The organism is Nonomuraea sp. NPDC049655, from assembly GCF_044465465.1.
Lineage (GTDB): Bacteria > Actinomycetota > Actinomycetes > Streptosporangiales > Streptosporangiaceae > Nonomuraea.
This window is the reverse complement of the sequence record NZ_JBITLS010000005.1, coordinates 562375-579210: the sequence shown is the minus strand read 5'-3', so window position 1 is coordinate 579210 and position 16836 is coordinate 562375. Positions and strand designations below refer to the sequence as shown.

At 72.0% G+C, this 16836-nt stretch carries 16 protein-coding genes; 4 read left to right on the top strand and 12 right to left on the bottom strand.

From position 1 onward, the window contains the following. Position 1 precedes the first annotated feature (1 nt). On the bottom strand, positions 2-1009 hold the full coding sequence (locus ACIBQ6_RS19690; protein WP_397213421.1) for a putative sugar O-methyltransferase: 1008 nt from the start codon (positions 1007-1009) through the stop codon (positions 2-4). A 78-nt stretch (positions 1010-1087) separates the two neighbouring features. Between ACIBQ6_RS19690 and ACIBQ6_RS19685 the strand changes: the two genes are divergently transcribed. After that, positions 1088-1804: a hypothetical protein gene (locus tag ACIBQ6_RS19685; RefSeq protein WP_397213418.1), complete on the top strand. Its 717-nt coding sequence runs from the start codon at positions 1088-1090 to the stop codon at positions 1802-1804. Positions 1805-1815: 11 nt separating this feature from the next. Beyond that, complete coding sequence (locus tag ACIBQ6_RS19680; protein ID WP_397213417.1) at positions 1816-2307, top strand: integrase core domain-containing protein; 492 nt, start codon at positions 1816-1818, stop codon at positions 2305-2307. A gap of 254 nt (positions 2308-2561) precedes the next feature. On the opposite strand, the gene xylA is transcribed toward ACIBQ6_RS19680, so the two are convergent. Further along, entirely contained in the window at positions 2562-3734 is a 1173-nt protein-coding gene (xylA, locus tag ACIBQ6_RS19675) for a xylose isomerase (protein WP_352326383.1), read from the bottom strand. A 111-nt stretch (positions 3735-3845) separates the two neighbouring features. Here xylA and xylB point away from each other — a divergent pair, with 111 nt between their 5' ends. After that, positions 3846-5300: a xylulokinase gene (gene xylB, locus ACIBQ6_RS19670; RefSeq protein WP_397213415.1), complete on the top strand. Its 1455-nt coding sequence runs from the start codon at positions 3846-3848 to the stop codon at positions 5298-5300. A 138-nt stretch (positions 5301-5438) separates the two neighbouring features. Beyond that, on the top strand, positions 5439-6674 hold the full coding sequence (locus ACIBQ6_RS19665; protein WP_397213413.1) for an ROK family protein: 1236 nt from the start codon (positions 5439-5441) through the stop codon (positions 6672-6674). On the opposite strand, the gene ACIBQ6_RS19660 is transcribed toward ACIBQ6_RS19665, so the two are convergent. From ACIBQ6_RS19660 to ACIBQ6_RS19615, 10 genes are all read right to left on the bottom strand, one after another. Beyond that, positions 6637-8016, bottom strand: coding sequence for a nucleotide pyrophosphatase/phosphodiesterase family protein (locus ACIBQ6_RS19660; RefSeq protein ID WP_397213411.1), 1380 nt, complete (start codon positions 8014-8016; stop codon positions 6637-6639). The two genes, ACIBQ6_RS19665 and ACIBQ6_RS19660, sit on opposite strands and share 38 nt — an antisense overlap. Continuing rightward, on the bottom strand, positions 8013-9140 hold the full coding sequence (gene eboE, locus ACIBQ6_RS19655; protein ID WP_397213409.1) for a metabolite traffic protein EboE: 1128 nt from the start codon (positions 9138-9140) through the stop codon (positions 8013-8015). The genes ACIBQ6_RS19660 and eboE overlap by 4 nt, the downstream gene beginning before the upstream one ends. Continuing rightward, a complete protein-coding gene (locus ACIBQ6_RS19650; RefSeq protein WP_364419974.1) occupies positions 9140-9991 on the bottom strand; it encodes a TatD family hydrolase in 852 nt (283 codons plus the stop codon). Before ACIBQ6_RS19650 ends, eboE begins: the two co-directional genes overlap by 1 nt. Next, a complete protein-coding gene (locus ACIBQ6_RS19645; RefSeq protein WP_397213407.1) occupies positions 9991-10620 on the bottom strand; it encodes an EboA domain-containing protein in 630 nt (209 codons plus the stop codon). Before ACIBQ6_RS19645 ends, ACIBQ6_RS19650 begins: the two co-directional genes overlap by 1 nt. Then, positions 10617-11468 carry a sugar phosphate isomerase/epimerase family protein gene (locus ACIBQ6_RS19640; protein ID WP_397213405.1) on the bottom strand — a complete coding sequence of 284 codons (852 nt, stop codon included), beginning with the start codon at positions 11466-11468 and terminating at the stop codon, positions 10617-10619. Before ACIBQ6_RS19640 ends, ACIBQ6_RS19645 begins: the two co-directional genes overlap by 4 nt. Beyond that, positions 11465-12361, bottom strand: coding sequence for an SCO3242 family prenyltransferase (locus tag ACIBQ6_RS19635; protein ID WP_397213403.1), 897 nt, complete (start codon positions 12359-12361; stop codon positions 11465-11467). The genes ACIBQ6_RS19640 and ACIBQ6_RS19635 overlap by 4 nt, the downstream gene beginning before the upstream one ends. Then, positions 12358-13503 carry an inositol-3-phosphate synthase gene (locus ACIBQ6_RS19630; protein ID WP_397177827.1) on the bottom strand — a complete coding sequence of 382 codons (1146 nt, stop codon included), beginning with the start codon at positions 13501-13503 and terminating at the stop codon, positions 12358-12360. Before ACIBQ6_RS19630 ends, ACIBQ6_RS19635 begins: the two co-directional genes overlap by 4 nt. 71 nt (positions 13504-13574) lie before the next feature. Beyond that, positions 13575-14582, bottom strand: a complete 1008-nt coding sequence (locus tag ACIBQ6_RS19625; protein WP_358297110.1) for a sugar phosphate isomerase/epimerase family protein — start codon at positions 14580-14582, stop codon at positions 13575-13577. Continuing rightward, positions 14579-15751 (bottom strand): Gfo/Idh/MocA family protein, encoded by a 1173-nt coding sequence (locus ACIBQ6_RS19620; RefSeq protein WP_397213401.1) that lies wholly within the window; start codon positions 15749-15751, stop codon positions 14579-14581. Before ACIBQ6_RS19620 ends, ACIBQ6_RS19625 begins: the two co-directional genes overlap by 4 nt. Then, the gene (locus tag ACIBQ6_RS19615) at positions 15748-16815 is read right to left on the bottom strand and encodes a substrate-binding domain-containing protein (RefSeq protein ID WP_352327222.1); all 1068 of its coding nucleotides are present in this window, start codon (positions 16813-16815) and stop codon (positions 15748-15750) included. The genes ACIBQ6_RS19620 and ACIBQ6_RS19615 overlap by 4 nt, the downstream gene beginning before the upstream one ends. Positions 16816-16836: the final 21 nt, after the last annotated feature.

The following is a 16836-nucleotide window of genomic DNA, read 5'->3' as shown; positions in this document are numbered from 1 at the left end:
CTCACGCCTCACCGAGTTCGAAGAGAAGGAAATGGTTGTCGCTCCCCACCACCTGGCGGGTCGCTTCATCACGCAGGATGGGCTCGGCCACGGTGAGCCGGTAGCCGTGGCGATCGAGGATCGGCATCGCGTCGTTACGCCTGCGCCCGGGGTCGGCCGCGTAGATCTCGTCGGCCTCGTTGGAGATCACGAACAGGTGCTTCACTCCTGTAGAGGCCAGCCGCGCGATCCAGGCGTCGATGGCCGCGGAGGACATCTCCGAGAAGCTGTGGACGGCCACCGCCAGGTCAGGCGTGTTCTGGGCCAGGCACTGATCGACCTCGTCGAGCGGCACCACCAGCACCCGGTCCGCACTGCCGCGGAAGCGGACGTAGAGCTCGCTGAGAAAGGTGGATTCCGGGATCGCGTCGAGGCAGAGGTAGCGCCGAAGGCCGGGTACGCAGCTCGCCATGCGTACGGCCAGCCTGCCGTAACCGGCACCGATGTCGGCCACGGTGAAGCCGACCCGGTCGAACAGCCCCCACGTCCGGTCGAGAAAATACAATTCGTTGATCGAGTCGAGCAGATCACGGCTGACGGGCCGCCCCTGGCCGTCGTCGAAGACCCAGCACCCGAACGCGCCATCCTCCTCGGTCCGGTCCAGCAGGCCGAGCCGGTCCAGGCCTCTGACGTAGTCGGCGTACGCGCGATACTTCCGCGCCGGGCGCCTGCCCATGTACCGCAACTGCCAGACGTAGGCGTTGTCGCCGCGGAAGTGGCGCAGGTCGATGCCGTCGCGGCGATGCTCGTCGGTCCACACCGTGTGGTCGGTGAGCGGTGAGTCGAGGCGCCGGTAGCGCTCGCGCAGTTCGCACAGGCGCGGGTGGGCCGGGTGCAGCTGGGCTTCCATCTCTGGTGGGGGAGGCCGGCCGGGGTCGTAGCGTCCGGAGATCGGCCCGACGTACATCCCCCGTCCGTGCGCCGGCCCCATGTACAGGCGGTAGCCGAAGGCCCGCAGTATTCGGTCCACTCGCAGTCGCGCCCCGTCCAGAGCCACCCGGTCATGTTCTCGCCTGGTACTCGGAGGCGCAAGAGGATCAAGGGTCCATTGCTCGTCACCTATCCCGTACGCGTCGACCCCCACCTCCCTCGGAATGGTCACCTCGCCAAGCCCGACGGCAGCTACACCACCAGCAGCAACCCGTCGGCGATGCAGCAAAACATCGTGAACGGCATGAACAACGGCATCATGTCGGGCTTCGGTATCCTCTTCGATCCCCTGACGGAGCTGTTCACGTGGGGCGAAGGCGACTACTACGGCTGGGTCAACGCGACCTACCCTGTCGACGGCGACAGCTTCACCGGAGGTGTCAGCAAGGGCACCGGCAGCCTTCTGCCTGGACTTGCCACGATGGGCCTGGGCACGACAGCGCGCGCCGGCGTTCTCGCGCCGGAAGTGCTCGCCGCCCGGGCCAGCACCAGTGAAAGCGCAGCAAGGGCACCCGGGAAAGAGCTCGTCAAAGTCGAATGGCCCGCGAATAGGGGTTTCCTTGGCACGCCCGTGAAGGAAACTCTCAAGCCAGGTCCGGGAGCTGGTGGCGCGCCTGGCGCAGGAGAATCCGGGACTGGGGATACCGCCGGGTGCACGGTGAACTCGTCCGGCTCGGCTATCAGGTCAGTGAGGCGACCGTACGACGGATCCTCCGCAGTCTGCGCTTCGGTCCAGCTCCCCGAGACGCTGACACCTCGTGGAGGATCTTCCTGCGCGCCCAGGCGCAAGGCCTGCCGGCCGTTGATTTCTTCCACGTCGACACGATTTCCTTGAGACGGCTGTACGTGCTGTTCGTGATGGAGATCGCCACCCGGCGCGTTCGCACCCTTGGGGTGACCGCCCACCCGACCGGAGCGTGGACGGTCCAGCAGGCCCGTAACCTGCTCATGGACCTCGGCGACCGCATCGGTTTCTTCCGCTTCCTCATCCGCGACCGAGATACCAAGTTCACCAAGGTGTTCGACGCGGTTTTCGCTGGCGCGGGCGTGACAGTGGTGAAGACCCCACCGCGCACGCCGCGGGCGAACTGCCATGCCGAGCGGTCGGTGCGCACTGTACGGGCCGAGTGTACCGACCGCATGCTGATCTACGGCGAACGGCACCTGCAGTCGGTTCCGACGGAGTATGCCGCTCACTACAACGGCCATCGGCCGCACCAGTCCCGCTCGCAGCGACCACCCGATCACGAGGAGCGGACCATCGTACCCCTGGAAGGCCGAATCGAACGCCGGAAGGTGCTCGACGGGCTGATCAACGAGTACCACCGAGCCGCATAGCCGCTTCGGAGAACTCCCAGCTCAAGCCCTACTCGATGAATTTTGAAGCGGTACACGTCGGTGACCGCCCCCGAGACGGTGCCCGCGCGGCTGCGCCCGACCGGCCCGCTCTCGACGAATGCCAAGACCTATCTCACCTATACATCGTCGGAACATCACATCGACCTGGTCGGAGCACATCGACGCCGAGTACGCCGCCGACGACGGGTCCGGTCGACTCCAGCCTTGAGCCGACCGGACGCGGTCAAGCGTCTTCAGCCGCGCGCCGCCAGCAGGTGATCCATGGCGAGCTGGTCGAGGCGTTCGAAGGCCATTCCGCGCTCCGCGGCGGCCTTCACGTCGAAGTCCTCGTAGGCGGTGCGGTCCGCGAGGAAGTCGGCCACGGTCTCGCCCTCGCCCAGTGTCGGCAGCGCGAGTTCGTCCAGGCGTGAGGCACGCAGGGCCTCCTGCACCTCCGGGTCGGCGCGGAAGGCCGCGGCCCGCTCCTTGAGGATCAGGTAGTTGCGCATGCAGCCGGCGGCCGAGGCCCAGACGCCGTCGATGTCCTCGGTCCGCGGCGGCTTGAAGTCGAAGTGGCGGGGGCCGTCGTAGCCGCCGGTCTCCAGCAGGTCCACCAGCCAGAAGGCGGCCCTCAGGTCACCGGCCCCGAAGCGCAGGTCCTGGTCGTACTTGATGCCGTTCTGGCCGTTGAGATCGATGTGGAAGAGCTTGCCCGCCCACAACGCCTGCGCGATGCCGTGCGGGAAGTTCAGCCCCGCCATCTGCTCGTGGCCGACCTCGGGGTTGACGCCGTACATGTCGGGCCGTTCCAGCTGCTCGATGAAGGCCAGGACGTGTCCGATGGTCGGCAGGATCATGTCGCCGCGCGGCTCGTTCGGCTTCGGCTCGATGGCGAAGCGCATGTCGTAGCCCTGCTCGACGACGTGCGCGCCGAGCACGTCGAAGGCCTCCTTCATCCGCTCCAGCGCGGTGCGGACGTCCTTGGCGGCGCCGCTCTCCGCGCCTTCGCGGCCTCCCCAGGCGACGTACGTCTTCGCGCCGAGCTCGGCGGCGAGATCGATGTTGCGGATGGTCTTGCGCAGCGCGTAGCGGCGCACGTCCCGGTCGTTGGCCGTGAAGGCGCCGTCCTTGAAGACGGGCTGGGTGAAGAGGTTCGTCGTGGCCATGGGGACGACGAGACCGGTCTCGTCCAGGGCCTTGCGGAACCGCTTGATGTGCTCTTCGCGCTCGGCGTCGGAGGAGCCGAACGGGATCAGGTCGTCGTCGTGGAACGTCACGCCGTAGACGCCGAGACCGGCGAGCCGTCGCACGGTCTCGGCGGGATCGAGGGCCTGCCGGGTGGCCTCACCGAAGGGGTCCCTTCCCTCCCAGCCGACCGTCCACAGGCCGAAGCTGAACCGGTCCTCCGGGGTGGGGGTGTAACTCATGCTGCCTCCCTGCCATTTGTCATGCCGATTGACAAATTAGTACATTGAGACGTCCCGGGGAACCCTTCATCCGCATCCCGGGTTCGAGACGAAGGACGCGAGGGCGAACAGATGGCGGCAGCCGTACCCGTGCAGGAAGGCCCCCTGGTCATCGGCGTGGACAGCTCCACGCAATCGACGAAGGCGCTGGTCGTCGATGCCGCCACCGGCGCCGTGGTCGCGCGGGGACAGGCCCCGCACACCATGAGCGGCGGGCCCACGGGCGACGGCAAGGAGAGCGACCCCGAGCAGTGGTGGGCGGCGCTGCGGGAGGCGCTCGCCCAGTGCGGACCGTACGCCTCGCGGGCCGCCGCCGTCTCCATCGCCGGCCAGCAGCACGGGCTCGTCACGCTGGACCGCTCCGGCCGGCCGGTACGCCCCGCGCTGCTGTGGAACGACGTCCGCTCCTCCCCCCAGCGCGACCGGCTCATCGGCGAGCTGGGCGGCCCCCAGGCGTGGGCGGAGAGGACCGGCAGCGTTCCCGCGCCGTCGTTCACGGTCACGAAGTGGGCCTGGCTGCGCGAGAACGAGCCGGAGGCGGTCCGCGCGACCGCGGCCGTCCGCCTCCCCCACGACTACCTGACCGAACGGCTCACCGGGCAGGGCACGACCGACCGCGGCGACGCCTCGGGCACCGGCTGGTGGGCGGCCGCCTCCGGGACGTACGACGAGGAGATCCTGGAGCACGTCGGGCTCTCCCCCGAGCTGTTGCCGCGGCTCCTGCCGCAGGGCGCGGCGGCCGGGACCGTACGGAACCTGCCTGGCCTGCCCTTGGCGCCCGGCGCGCTGGTCGCGGCGGGCACCGGCGACAACATGGCGGCGGCACTCGGGCTCGGGCTGCGTCCGGGGCGGCCGGTGCTCAGCCTCGGGACCTCCGGCACGGTCTATGCCGTCACTGTCCGCAGACCCGCCGACCCGACGGGGGTCGTCTCGGGGTTCGCCGACGCCCGCGACGCGTGGCTGCCGCTCGCCTGCACGCTCAACTGCACGCTGGCCGTGGACAAGATCGCCGGCCTCCTCGGCCGTGACCGCGAGGCGGTCGAGCAGGGCGGCTCGGCCGTCCTGCTTCCCTTCTTCGACGGCGAGCGCACGCCCGACCTGCCCCTGGCCTCCGGGCTGCTGTACGGGCTGCGCCACGACACGACACCCGGGCAGGTGCTCCAGGCCGCGTACGACGGCGCCGTCTTCGCCCTGCTCACCGCCCTGGACCGGGTCCTCGACGAGGACGCCCCGCCGGACGCCCCCATCCTGCTCATCGGCGGCGGTGCCAAGGGCACGGCCTGGCGCGAGACCGTCCGCAGGCTCAGCGGCCGTCCCGTCCAGGTGCCGGAGGCCAGGGAACTGGTCGCCCTGGGAGCCGCCGCGCAGGCCGCCGGGCTGCTGCTCGGCGCCGACCCGGCGGCGGTGGCGCTCGGCTGGGCCACCGCCGAGGGCGCCCTGTACGAGCCGGTCCAGTGCGACGACGAGGCGTCGCACCGCATCAGCGAGGTCATGTCCGGGGCGGAAGGACTGCTGCGGCGTGGATGAGGCCGCCCGCGCCGTAGCCTGACACCTGGCGGTTCTCACTTCGCACCGCGGAGTCCGGGTCTCTCCACACGAGCCGCCTCCGCCACCCCCGGTGGCACGGAGCCGGAGAGACACGACGACCGGTCTAGAGGAGTCCAGGTGTCAGAGCCACCGTCCATCACCCAGCAGGAGATGCGCCGGCGCAACCTCTCGCTCGTCGCGCACGCCGTGGCTCGGCTCGGCCCGCTGTCCCGCGCTTCCGTCGCGGCCCACATCGGCTTGACGCGGGCCGCCGTGTCGACGCTCGTCGACGAGCTGATCCGCGACGGGCTGCTCGTGGAGCTGGGACCGTCGCGCCCGGGAACCGTAGGACGTCCCGGCAGCGCGCTGCAGCTCAACGACCAGGGACCGGCGGGTCTCGGGGCGGAGATCGGGGTCGATCGCCTCGCCGTGTGCGCGGTGGACCTCAGCGGGCGGGTGCGGGCGCGGGTCACGTACGAGGCCGCCAACCGGGGGCGCGAACCGGGGCCCGTGCTGCGCGACCTCGCGAGGCTCGTCCGGAAGGTCTCGGCGGAGGCGGAGGGCCAGGGGCTACGACCGGCGGGGCTCGCCGTCGCGGTGCCCGGCCTGGTGGCGCGCGGGTCGTCGTCCGTGGTACGCGCCCCCAACCTGGGCTGGGAAGGCGTGGACCTCGCCCCCTCGCTCCCCGCTCTCCCGCTGACGGTCGACAACGAGGCCAACCACGGCGCGCTCGCCGAACTGTGGCTCGGGGCGCACGACCCTTCCCTCCGCAACTTCGTGCACGTCTCCGCGGAGATCGGCATCGGTGCGGCCATCGTCATCGACGGACGCCTGTTGCGCGGGACGCACGGCTTCACGGGGGAACTCGGCCATGTTCCGGTACGCCCCGAAGGCCCGGCGTGCGCCTGCGGCGGCCGAGGCTGCCTGGAGCGATACGCGGGCGAGGAAGCCCTGCTGCGGTCGAGCGGCGTCGATCTGGCGCGGGTCGCGGCCCTGCATCCGGGTCCGGGCGGCCGCATCGCCTTTCTGGCGGAACGCGCCCGCGAGGGCGACCAGCAGGTACGGCGTGCCCTGCGCGAGGCCGGCAAGGCACTCGGCATCGCCCTCGCCGGCGTCGTGAACCTCCTCGATCCGCAGAAGGTGATCCTCGGCGGCGGGCACTCCCCGCTGCTGCCGTGGCTGCTGCCCGCCCTGGAGCGGGAGCTGGACCGCCGGGTCATGGATCCGGGCCGCGTGGGCCAGGGCGCGGTGATCGTCTCGCGCCTGGGCTCGGACGGGCCTCTCCTCGGCGCGGCCAACTCGGTCGTGCAGGCGTGTCTCGACAATCCGGCCCGGCTCAAGGCAGGCGGCAGAGGCGCAGCAGCAGGTCCTTGACCTCCGTCGCCTCGAACCGGTCCTTGCCCGGGGACGGGTCCGAGCAGAGCAGCACCGGCCCGTCGGCGGCATCGGCGGGGAGCAGCCCGTGCGAGCCTCGTACGGCGCGGGCGCCCTGGTCGAGGCCGACGACGTTCATGAGGTGGCGCAGGCCGAGCTTCTTGCGCAGCAGCGCCACCCCGGCCCTGCGCTTGGCGGCGCCGGGGTTCGCCGGGTCGAAGAAGAGCTCGGCCGGGTCGTAGCCGGGCTTGCGGTGGATGTCGACGAGGCGGGCGAAGTCGGGTGCGCGGGCGTCGTCGAGCCAGTAGTAGTAGGTGAACCACGCCTCGGGCTCGGCGAGCAGGACCAGGTCGCCGGAGCGGGGGTGGTCCAGGCCGTACGCCTTCTTCCCCGCGTCGTCGAGCACCTCGGCGACGCCGGGAAGGGCGGCGCAGAGCTCGGCGACGGCCGGCACGTCGGCGAGGTCGGCCACGTAGACGTGCGCCACCTGGTGGTCGGCGACGGCGAACGCGCGCGACGTCCACGGGTCCAGGTACTCCATGCCGTCCTGGGTGTGGACGTGCAGGAATCCCTCCGCGCGGAGCGTCCGGTTGACGTCGACCGGGCGGGAGACGTCGGTGATGCCGTACTCCGACAGCACGACGACCGTCCGGCCCGCCACCGCGGCGGTGTCCAGCAACGGCGTCAGCACTGTGTCGAGCTCGGCGGCCGCCGCGGCGGCGCGCGGGTCGGACGGGCCGTACCGTTGCAGGTCGTAGTCGAGATGCGGGATGTAGGCCAGGGTCAGGTCGGGGTCGTGCGCGGTCATGACGTGCTGGGTGGCGCGGCAGATCCAGGCCGAGGAGGCAAGGCCCGCCCCGGGGCCCCAGTAGGTGAACAGGGGGAACGTGCCCAGCTCCGCGGTGAGCTCGTCGTGCAGCTCCGGCGGGTGGGTGTAGCAGTCGGCCTCCTTGCGGCCGTCGGCGTAGTAGATCGGCCGGGGGGTGACCGTCCAGTCGACGTCGGCGCCCATCGCGTACCACCAGCACACGTTCGCCACCGTGAGGCCGGGCCGCTCGCGGCGGGCGGCCTGCCACACCTTCTCCCCGCCGACGAGCGCGTTGTGCTGCCGCCACAGCAGGACCTCACCGAGGTCGCGGAAGTACCAGCCGTTGCCGACGACGCCATGGCCGGAGGGCGGCAGGCCGGTGAGGAACGTGGACTGGACCGAGCAGGTGACGGCGGGCAGGACGGTGCCGAGTTCGGCCTGGAAGCCGCCCTCGGCGACGGCCCGCAGCCGCGGCATGTGCGCCAGCAGCCGAGGGGTCAGCCCCACCACGTCCAGGACCAGCAGCGATGTCATGAGGTCACTCCCAGCTTGTGCAGCTCGGCACGGGCGAAGTCCAGCTCCCCGGCGATACCGGCGGCGAGCTGCTCAGGGTTCCGCGGACGCAGCGCGGGCGGCAGCACCCCCCAGGTGTAGGTCTCCACGTCGAAGTGGTCGCAGAGCGGCCGCGGCCCGCCGAGGAGTTCCGCGAGCGCCGCGCGCAGCACGGGGACGGTCGTGGCCAGCGGCGCGGCCGGCGTGACGTGGAGGGGGACGTGGTAGTGGACCCGCCACGGTCCGGGCAGCGACCGTTCGAACGCCTCGTCGAGGTCGTCGGCGGACTCCCCCGCCGGGTTGCGCGTCTGGTGCAGGAAGCGCGGCTCGGCGTACTCGCGCAGGACGTCGGGCTCGGCGGACTCCAGGGCGGCGGAGAGCTGGACCTTGACGACGGGCAGGCCGGCGCGGCCCAGCTCTTTCAGCGCGTCGGCCGGATCCTCCCACGCGCAGGCCAGGTGGGCCAGGTCCAGGCAGACGCCGAGCCGGTCGCGGTCGACGTCGGCGAGCCGGGCCACCGCCTGCGCCGTCGTCTCCACGACGCAGCCGGGTTCGGGCTCGAAGCCGACCCGTACCGGCCGCCCGGTGGCGGACTCGACCGCGGCCAGGCCGGCGGCGAGCCGATCGAGACGGCGGGCGGCGCGGTCGGCGGTCACGGTGTCCCACGGGTCGCGCCAGGCGAGCGGCAGCGTCGAGACCGACCCACGGGCCGCGTCGTCGGGAAGCAGGTCGGCGAGGACGAGCGCCAGGTCCAGCGTGTACGTCAGGCGGTCCCGGGTGGTCCAGTCGGGACGGTAGACGGCGTGCTTGACGACCGGGTCCTGGAAGGAGCGGTAGGGGAAGCCGTTGAGCGTGACCACCTCCAACCCCCGTACGGACAGCTCGCGGCGCAGGCGGGCCCGCAGGGCGGGGTCGGCGGCCAGGGCGGCGGCGACGGGCGCGGCCAGCCAGAGCCCGAGCCCGAGGACGTCCGTGCCGAGGCGGGCGCGGATCGGGACCGCGTAGACGTCGAGCTGGGCAAGGATGCCGTCGAGGTCCTCGGCGGCGTGCACGTTGGTGCAGTAGGACAGGTGCAGCGGGGTTCCTCCCGCGTGGCGGAGCCGCATCAGCTGCCGCCGCGCTTGATGGAGCTGCCTTCGAAGGTTTCCCCGCCCGAGGCGGAGCCAGTCAGGTCGAGCCGTCCCGACTGGCCGTAGAACTCGACGGGGTTGCGCCACAACACCCGGTCGACGTCGTCGTCGGTGAACCCGGCCGCCAGCATGGCCCTCCCGGTCTCCAGCGTGAGCAGCGGGTCGGAGACGCCCCAGTCGGCGGCGGAGTTGACCAGCATCCGGTCGGGGCCGTACCGCCGCAGGATCTCCACCATGCGGGGCGGCGACATCTTCGTCTCGGGGTAGATGGAGAAGCCCGTCCAGCATCCGGCCTCGCGGACCATCTCGACGGTGACCTCATTGAGGTGGTCCACGGCGACCCGCTCGGGCGCGATGCCGGAGGCGGCGACGACCTCCAGCGTGCGCCGCGTGCCGGCGGCCTTGTCGCGGTGCGGGGTGTGCACGAGCGCCGGCAGGTCGTGCTCGACGGCGAGGCCGAGCTGCCGCTCGAAGGCGTCGTCCTCCTCCGGGGTCATCGAGTCGTAGCCGATCTCACCGACCGCGACGACCCGGTCCTTGTCCAGGTAACGCGGCAGCAGGTCGAGAACGGGACGGCAGCGGGGGTCGTTGGCCTCCTTGGGGTTCAGCGCGATCGTCGCGTGGTGGACGACGCCGAACTGGGCGGCCCGGTACGGCTCCCAGCCGATCAGCGAGTCGAAGTAGTCGGTGAAGGAGCCAGGGCCGGTGCGCGGCTGGCCCAGCCAGAAGGCGGGCTCCACGACGGCCCGGACGCCGGCGGCGGCCATCCGCGCGTAGTCGTCGGTGGTGCGGGACGTCATGTGGATGTGCGGGTCGAAGATGCGCATCAGGACTCCTCGCGGGTCAGACGGTCGAGCAGGGCGGCGGCGTCGGCGGGCATCGGGCGTCCCGCGGCCGCGCGCTCGTCGGCGAACGCGGCCAGCATCTCCGCCAGCTCAAGGTCGGCCCGCTCCTCCAGCCCGTCCACGGCGATCAGCGGCACGCCCATGAAGACGCACTTGAGCACCGCCTGCCGCCAGGCGGCCTGGTCGAGGTGACGGGCGTAGGGGCCGAGCGCGGCGGCCAGCAGGCGGGCGTCGTTCGTGCGGATGGCGTCGTGCAGGAGCGGCAGGCCCGCTACGCCGACGGCGAGCATCGGCAGGGCCTTGAGCGCGGCCTGCTTCTCGTCGGCGTCGCCGTGGTGGTAGAGGTCGGCGATCCCGGCCCCGGCCCGGTCCGGCGGCAGCGCGGCCAGCAGCAGCGCGCGGGTGGCCTCGTCCGCCGTCCAGCCGGGCACGCCGGGCAGCGGGGTGCGCCCGGCCCGCCGTCCGGCCTGGGCGAAGGACCGGCTGATCGTCTCGGGCCGCTCGCCCGCCTCGGCGAGCGCGGCGTCCACCCATTCCGCCCGAGAGGTCTCCCGCAGCGTCTCCCGAAGCGTCTCCCGAAGCGCGGCGCGCAGCCGCTCCGGACCTGTCATGCCGTCCTTCCTTCGTTGGAGGCCCGCTCGGCGTCGCGCAGGAACTCGATCGAACGCGCGGCCACGACGGGCGCGGCGTGGCTGTGCCGGGGCAGCTCGACCGCGACCAGGCCCCGGTAGCCCGCGTCGGCGAGCGCCCGCAGCACTGGCGGGAAGTCGATCTCCCCTTCGCCGAGCTTCAGGTGTTCGTGCACGCCGCGCCGCATGTCGTCGATCTGTACGTTGACCAGGTGCCCGGCGAGGGCGGCGACGCAGTCGGGCACCGGCTGGGGCTCGTTGCAGCGGCAGTGCCCGATGTCCAGGGTGATGCCGAAGCCGTCCGGGGAGCCGAGCGCCTGGTGCAGCGTCCGCCAGCCGGCGATCGTCTCGACGAGCATGCCCGGCTCGGGCTCGAACCCCAGCGGCACGCCGGCCCGCCGCGCGGCGTCGAGAACCCGCCCGCAGCCGTCGACCAGCCGATCCCAGGCGGTGGCCCGGTCGACGCCGGCCGGGCGTACGCCAGACCAGAACGACACCGCCTCAGCCCCGAGATCCGCGCCGACGGCGACGGCGCGGATCAGGAAGTCCACCCGGCGGTCGCGGTCGTCGTCCAGCAGGGTCGGGGCGTGCTTGCGACGCGGGTTGAGCAGGTAACGCGCGCCGGTCTCGACGACCACCGCCAGGCCGAGGTCGCGCAGTCGGTCGGCGACCCTCGCCACGCGCCGTCCCAGGCCGTCGGCGTACGGGTCGAGGTGGCAGTGGTCGAGCGTCAGGGCCACACCCTCGTAGCCGAGGCCGGCGATGACGTCGAGGGCGTCGGTCAGGCGGTGGTTGGCGAAGCCGTTGGTGCCGTAGCCGAATCGCGTCATGTCGCGGAGATCCTTCTGACCAGGCGCCGGGCCAGCGGGACCGCCGCCCAGAGGGCGAGCGCGACGCGGGCCGCGCCGGCGCGCGCGGTGAGTGCCGCCTGGAGGGCGGGCAGGCTGACGATGCCCGCGCTGACCGCGTCGCGCACCCGGCCCGCGCGGGGGTCGGCGACTGCGCGGGCCTGGGAGAGCCCGAACTGCGCGGCGTACCAGGCGGCGAGGGCCGGCTGCGTGAGGCTCACGCCGGTGCGGACGGTGACGGCCGCCCGATCGGGGCTCGCGCCGCCGCGGGCGGTGACGGCGGCGAGCGCGACGGTTCCTGAGAGGGTGAGCGCAGGCAGGCGCGGACCGGTGCCCGACACCTCCGCCCGCGAGAGCGCGGTCAGCAGGTACGTGTGCGCGCCGACCGTGACCGCGGCAGGCAACGCGTCCGCGACATGCCTGGTGGAAAGGGCGGGGGCGGCGCCGAGGAGGACGTCGAGGGTGCGGCAGAGGGCCATGGTCAGGGGACCGGCGCGGGTGCCCTTGGCGGCCACGTCGTACGCCCAGACGGCGGCGGCCAGCGGGCCGGCGACCGCCAGGGCACGCCGGCCGCCCGCGAGCCCGGCCACGGCGAGCCCGGCAGCGGTGAGGCCCACCGCGACGCCGAGAGCCGCTCCGGCGGGCACCCGCCCTGAGGGGATGGGACGTTCCGGGCGTTCGACGGCGTCGAGACGCCGGTCGGCCCAGTCGTTGGCCGCCATTCCCGCCCAGTACAGGCAGACCGAGGCGCAGGCCAGCCCGACGGTACGGCGGCCGAGCACCCCACCGGCGGCCGCCCCGGCGATCACGTCGCCGGGCACCGACAGCGCGGCAGGAGCCCGGACCAGGTCCAGCAGGTCTCGCGGCGCCGTCATCGCGGGGCGCTCGCGTACGCTTCGACGGCGGCCCGCAACGACTGCCACTGCTCGGCCAGCCCGTGAGGCACCTCTCCGAGGGGGTCCTTGAAGAAGAAGGCGAGTTCCGTGAGCGGGCCCGTGCGCCCGGCCCGGTGGGCGGCGGCGGTCAGCCGTGCCAGGTCCAGGATGAGCGGCGCGGCCAGGGCGGAGTCGCAGCCGTGCCAGGTGAACTCCATGCGCATGCGGGTGCCGAGGAAGCCCTCGAAGGAGATCAGGTCCCAGGCGGTCTTGAAGTCGTCGAGGTCCTCGACGAAGTCGATCCGGGTGTCACCCTGCGGGACGTAACCGAGCGTCTCGGGGAGCACACGCTGCTTGCTGGCGGCCTTGGCCGCGTTGGCGGCCGGATCCGCCAGGTTCGCGCCGTCACCGCCGCCCAGCAGGTTGATCCCGGACCAGGTGCGCACCTTCAGGTTGCGCTGGGCGAACATCGGGGCGAGCACCGACTTGACCAGCGTCTCACCGGTCTTGCCGTCGTGGCCGCCGTACGGGAGGGCCTTCTCCCGGGCGAGGGCGTCGAGCGCGGGCAGGCGGGCGCCGGTGGAGGGCGTGAAGTCGACGTACGGGCAGCCGGCGGACAGCGCGGCGTAGGCGGCCAGGGCACTGGGCGGGAGAACCGGGTCCGGACCGTCCAGCGCGGAACGCAGGGCGTCGAGGTCGGCGTGCGCGAGGTGCGGTGACGGCGCCGGTTCCGTGGTGGAGACGTTGATCACGACGACCCGGTCCAGGTCGTGCCCGGCGCGGAACCGGTCGAGGTCGGCGGCGATGGCGCGGGCGGTCTCGCCCTGCGTCGCGGCGACCGGCAGGGGCCGCACGTCCTGCTCGATGCCGAGCAGCGCGTCCTGCACCGCGCTCGCCAGCCCGTCCGGGACGACTCCCGCCTCGGCCAGCGCGGCCGCCTTCTTGTCCAGGGGTGTGGAGGAGATGTCGTGGCCGCCGAAGACCAGGTCCCCGATGCCGGGCAGGGCGTCATGGCGCAGTTCCGGCGTCTCCAGGACGCATCCGGTCGGCGCGGCCAGGCCGGCCCGGATCGCCAGTGCGCCGATCATGCTGGTGACCGCGACCGATCCTCGTGCCCCGATCAGCCATAATCCCGTTCTCATTGCTTTCCTCTCGCTGTTCTTCTCGCGATCGGTCAGCCGGGACGGCGGTGCCGCCGTCCCGGCGAGGCGCGCTACTCGGCCGAGAACGCGGCGTCGAAGGCGGCCGTGGGCGGGGTGATGGCGTTGAGCTCGCGGATCAGCGCCAGCGCGTCGGGCGCGCCGACCAGGCGGTCCATGCCCGCGTCCTCCCACTCGACGGAGATCGGGCCGTCGTAGCCGATCGCGTTCAGGGCCCGGAAGCAGTCCTCCCAGGGCACGTCGCCCCGGCCGGTGGAGACGAAGTCCCAGCCGCGGCGCAGGTCGGCCCAGGGCAGGTGCGACGACAGCCGGCCGCGGCGGCCGTTGCCGGTGCGCACCTTGGCGTCCTTGCAGTCGACGTGGTAGATCCGGTCGGCGAAGTCGAGGATGAAGCCCGCCGGGTCCAGCTCCTGCCACACCATGTGGGAGGGGTCCCAGTTCAGCCCGAACGCGGGCCGGTGCCCGATGGCCTCCAGCGTGCGGACGGTGGTGTGGTAGTCGTAGGCGATCTCGCTCGGATGCACCTCGTGGGCGAAGCGCACGCCCACCTCGTCGTAGACGTCGAGGATCGGGTTCCACCGGTCGGCGAAGTCCTGGTACCCGGCCTCGATCATCGACGGCGGCACCGGCGGGAACATGGCCACGGTGTGCCAGATCGACGAGCCGGTGAACCCGACCACGGTCTTGACGCCCAGCTTGGCCGCCGCGCGGGCGGTGTCCTTCATCTCCTCGGCGGCGCGCCGCCGTACGCCTTCTGGCTCGCCGTCGCCCCAGATGCGGGCGGGCAGGATGCCCTTGTGCCGTTCGTCGATCGGGTTGTCGCAGACGGCCTGGCCGACGAGGTGGTTGGAGATCGTCCACACCCGCAGGTTGTGCTTGGCCAGGGTCTCCTTCCTGCGCTCGACGTAGGAGTCGTCGGCGAGGGCCTTGTCGACCTCGAAGTGGTCGCCCCAGCAGGCGATCTCCAGGCCGTCGTAGCCCCATTCCGAGGCCAGGCGGCAGACTTCCTCGAACGGCAGGTCCGCCCACTGCCCGGTGAACAGCGTGATGGGCCGGGTCATGAAACCTCCACAGGGGTGAAGCGGCTGTCGTCAGCCGCGCTCTGCTCGACGGCCGCCAGCACCCGCTGCACCTGCAGCCCGTCGTCGAAGGACGGCTCGGGGTCGGTGCCGGCGGCGATCGCCTCGATGAAGTCCTTCACCTCGTGGGTGAAGGCGTGCTCGTAGCCCAGGCCGTGTCCGGGCGGCCACCAGGCGCCCGCGTACGGGTGTCCGGGCTCGGTGACCAGCACCCGCCGGAACCCGGCTTCGGCGTCGTCGAGGGTGTGGTCGTGGAACCACAGCTCGTTCATCGACTCGAAGTCGAAGGCCAGGCTGCCCAGGGATCCGTTGATCTCGATGCGCAGCGCGTTCTTGCGGCCGGTCGCGAAGCGAGTGGCCTCGAAGGAGGCCAGGCCGCCGCCGGTGAGCCGCCCGTTGAACAGCGCGGCGTCGTCGACGGTGACCGACCCCTTGCCTGTGCCGCTGCCGGCCGACAGGCCGGACGACCCGGCGGCCAGCGGGCGTTCCTTGACGAACGTCTCGGTCATGGCGGAGACGCCGGTCAGCCGCTCGCCGGTGACGTACTGGGCGGTGTCGATGATGTGGGCGCCGATGTCGCCGAGCGCGCCCGATCCGGCCTTGTCCTTCTGCAGCCGCCACACCAGTGGGAAGTCCGGGTCGACGATCCAGTCCTGCAGGTACTGGGCTCGTACGTGCCGGATCTGTCCAAGCTTGCCTTCGGCCACGAACCGTCTGGCGAGCGCGACGGCCGGGACGCGGCGGTAGTTGAAGGCCACCATCGCCCGTACGCCCCGTCCGGCGGCGGCGCGGGCGGCGGCGGCCATCTCCTCGGCCTCGGCGACGCTGTTGGCCAGCGGCTTCTCGCAGATGACGTGCTTGCCCGCGGCCAGCGCCGCGATGGCGATCTCGGCGTGGCTGTCGCCGGGCGTGCAGATGTCGACGATCTGCACGTCGTCACGGTCGAGCACGCGCTTCCAGTCGGTCTCCGCGTGCGCCCAGCCCAGCTTCGCCGCAGCCTGCTCGGTCGCCTCGGGGTTCCTGCCGGCCAGCGCGACCATGGCGGGCCGGAGCGGCAGGTCGAAGAACGCGTCCACGTTGCGCCAGGCCTGGGAGTGGGTGCGGCCCATGAAGGCGTACCCGACCATGCCGACGCCGGCCACCGGCCTCATGATTCGAACCCCGACGGGAGGTACTTGGCGACGTTGTCCTTGCTCACGGTCTGCGAGGCGAGCGTGATCGACTGCGGCACCTCGTTCTCCATCAGGTCGCTCATGCCCTTGCCCTGAGCGATCAGGCGGGCGAGCTTGATCGCGGAGGCGGCCATCGTCGCGGGGTAGGTGACGGTGGCCTTCAGCACGCCGGAATCGGCCTGGATGTCGCGCATCGCGTTGGCCGAGCCGGCGCCGCCGACCATGATGAACTCGTCGCGGCCGGCCTCCTTGATCGCAGCCAGCACGCCGATGCCCTGGTCGTCGTCGTGGTTCCAGATCGCGTCGATCTTCTTGTGCGCCTGGAGCAGGTTGCCGGCGACCTGCGTGCCCGACTCGACGGTGAACTTGGCGTCCTGCTTGGCGGTCACCTTGAACCCGTACATCTGCAGGGCGTCGGCGAAGCCCTTGCTGCGCTCCTGGGTCAGCGGCAGCGTGGCGATGCCCTGGATCTCCAGGATTACCGGGTTCGACACCCCCTTGTCCTTGAGCGTCTTGCCGATGAAGTGCCCGGCGGCCACGCCCATGCCGTAGTTGTCGCCGCCGATCCAGGTCCGGTACGACAGCTTGTCGGGGAAGACCCGGTCCACGTTGATCACCGGGATGCCCGCGTCCATCGCCTGCCGGGCGACCTGGTTGAGCTGCTGGCCGTCGTTGGGCAGGATCACCAGCGCGTTGACCTTGGCCTGGATCAGCGACTCCACCGCCGAGATCTGCTGGTTGATGTCGTTGGTCGGCTCGACCGCCTTCAGCGTGACGTCGGAGTACTGCTTGGCCGCCTCCTGCGCGTTCTTGCTGATGGCCGCGATCCAGCCGTGGTCGGCGGCCGGGGCCGAGAAGCCGATGACGACCTGCTCGCCCGGCTTGTCGTTGTCCGTCCCGGCCGACGCCGCCGCCTGCGGGGCGGCGGAGGAGGAGGCCGACACGGCAGCGGGCTCGTTACTGGTGCAGGCCGCGAGGAGGGCGCCCGCGCCGAGGACGGCGCCGCTCGCGAACAGCCCTCGACGGCCGACGTTCTTGCTCATGTATTTCTCCGATGGGTGGGG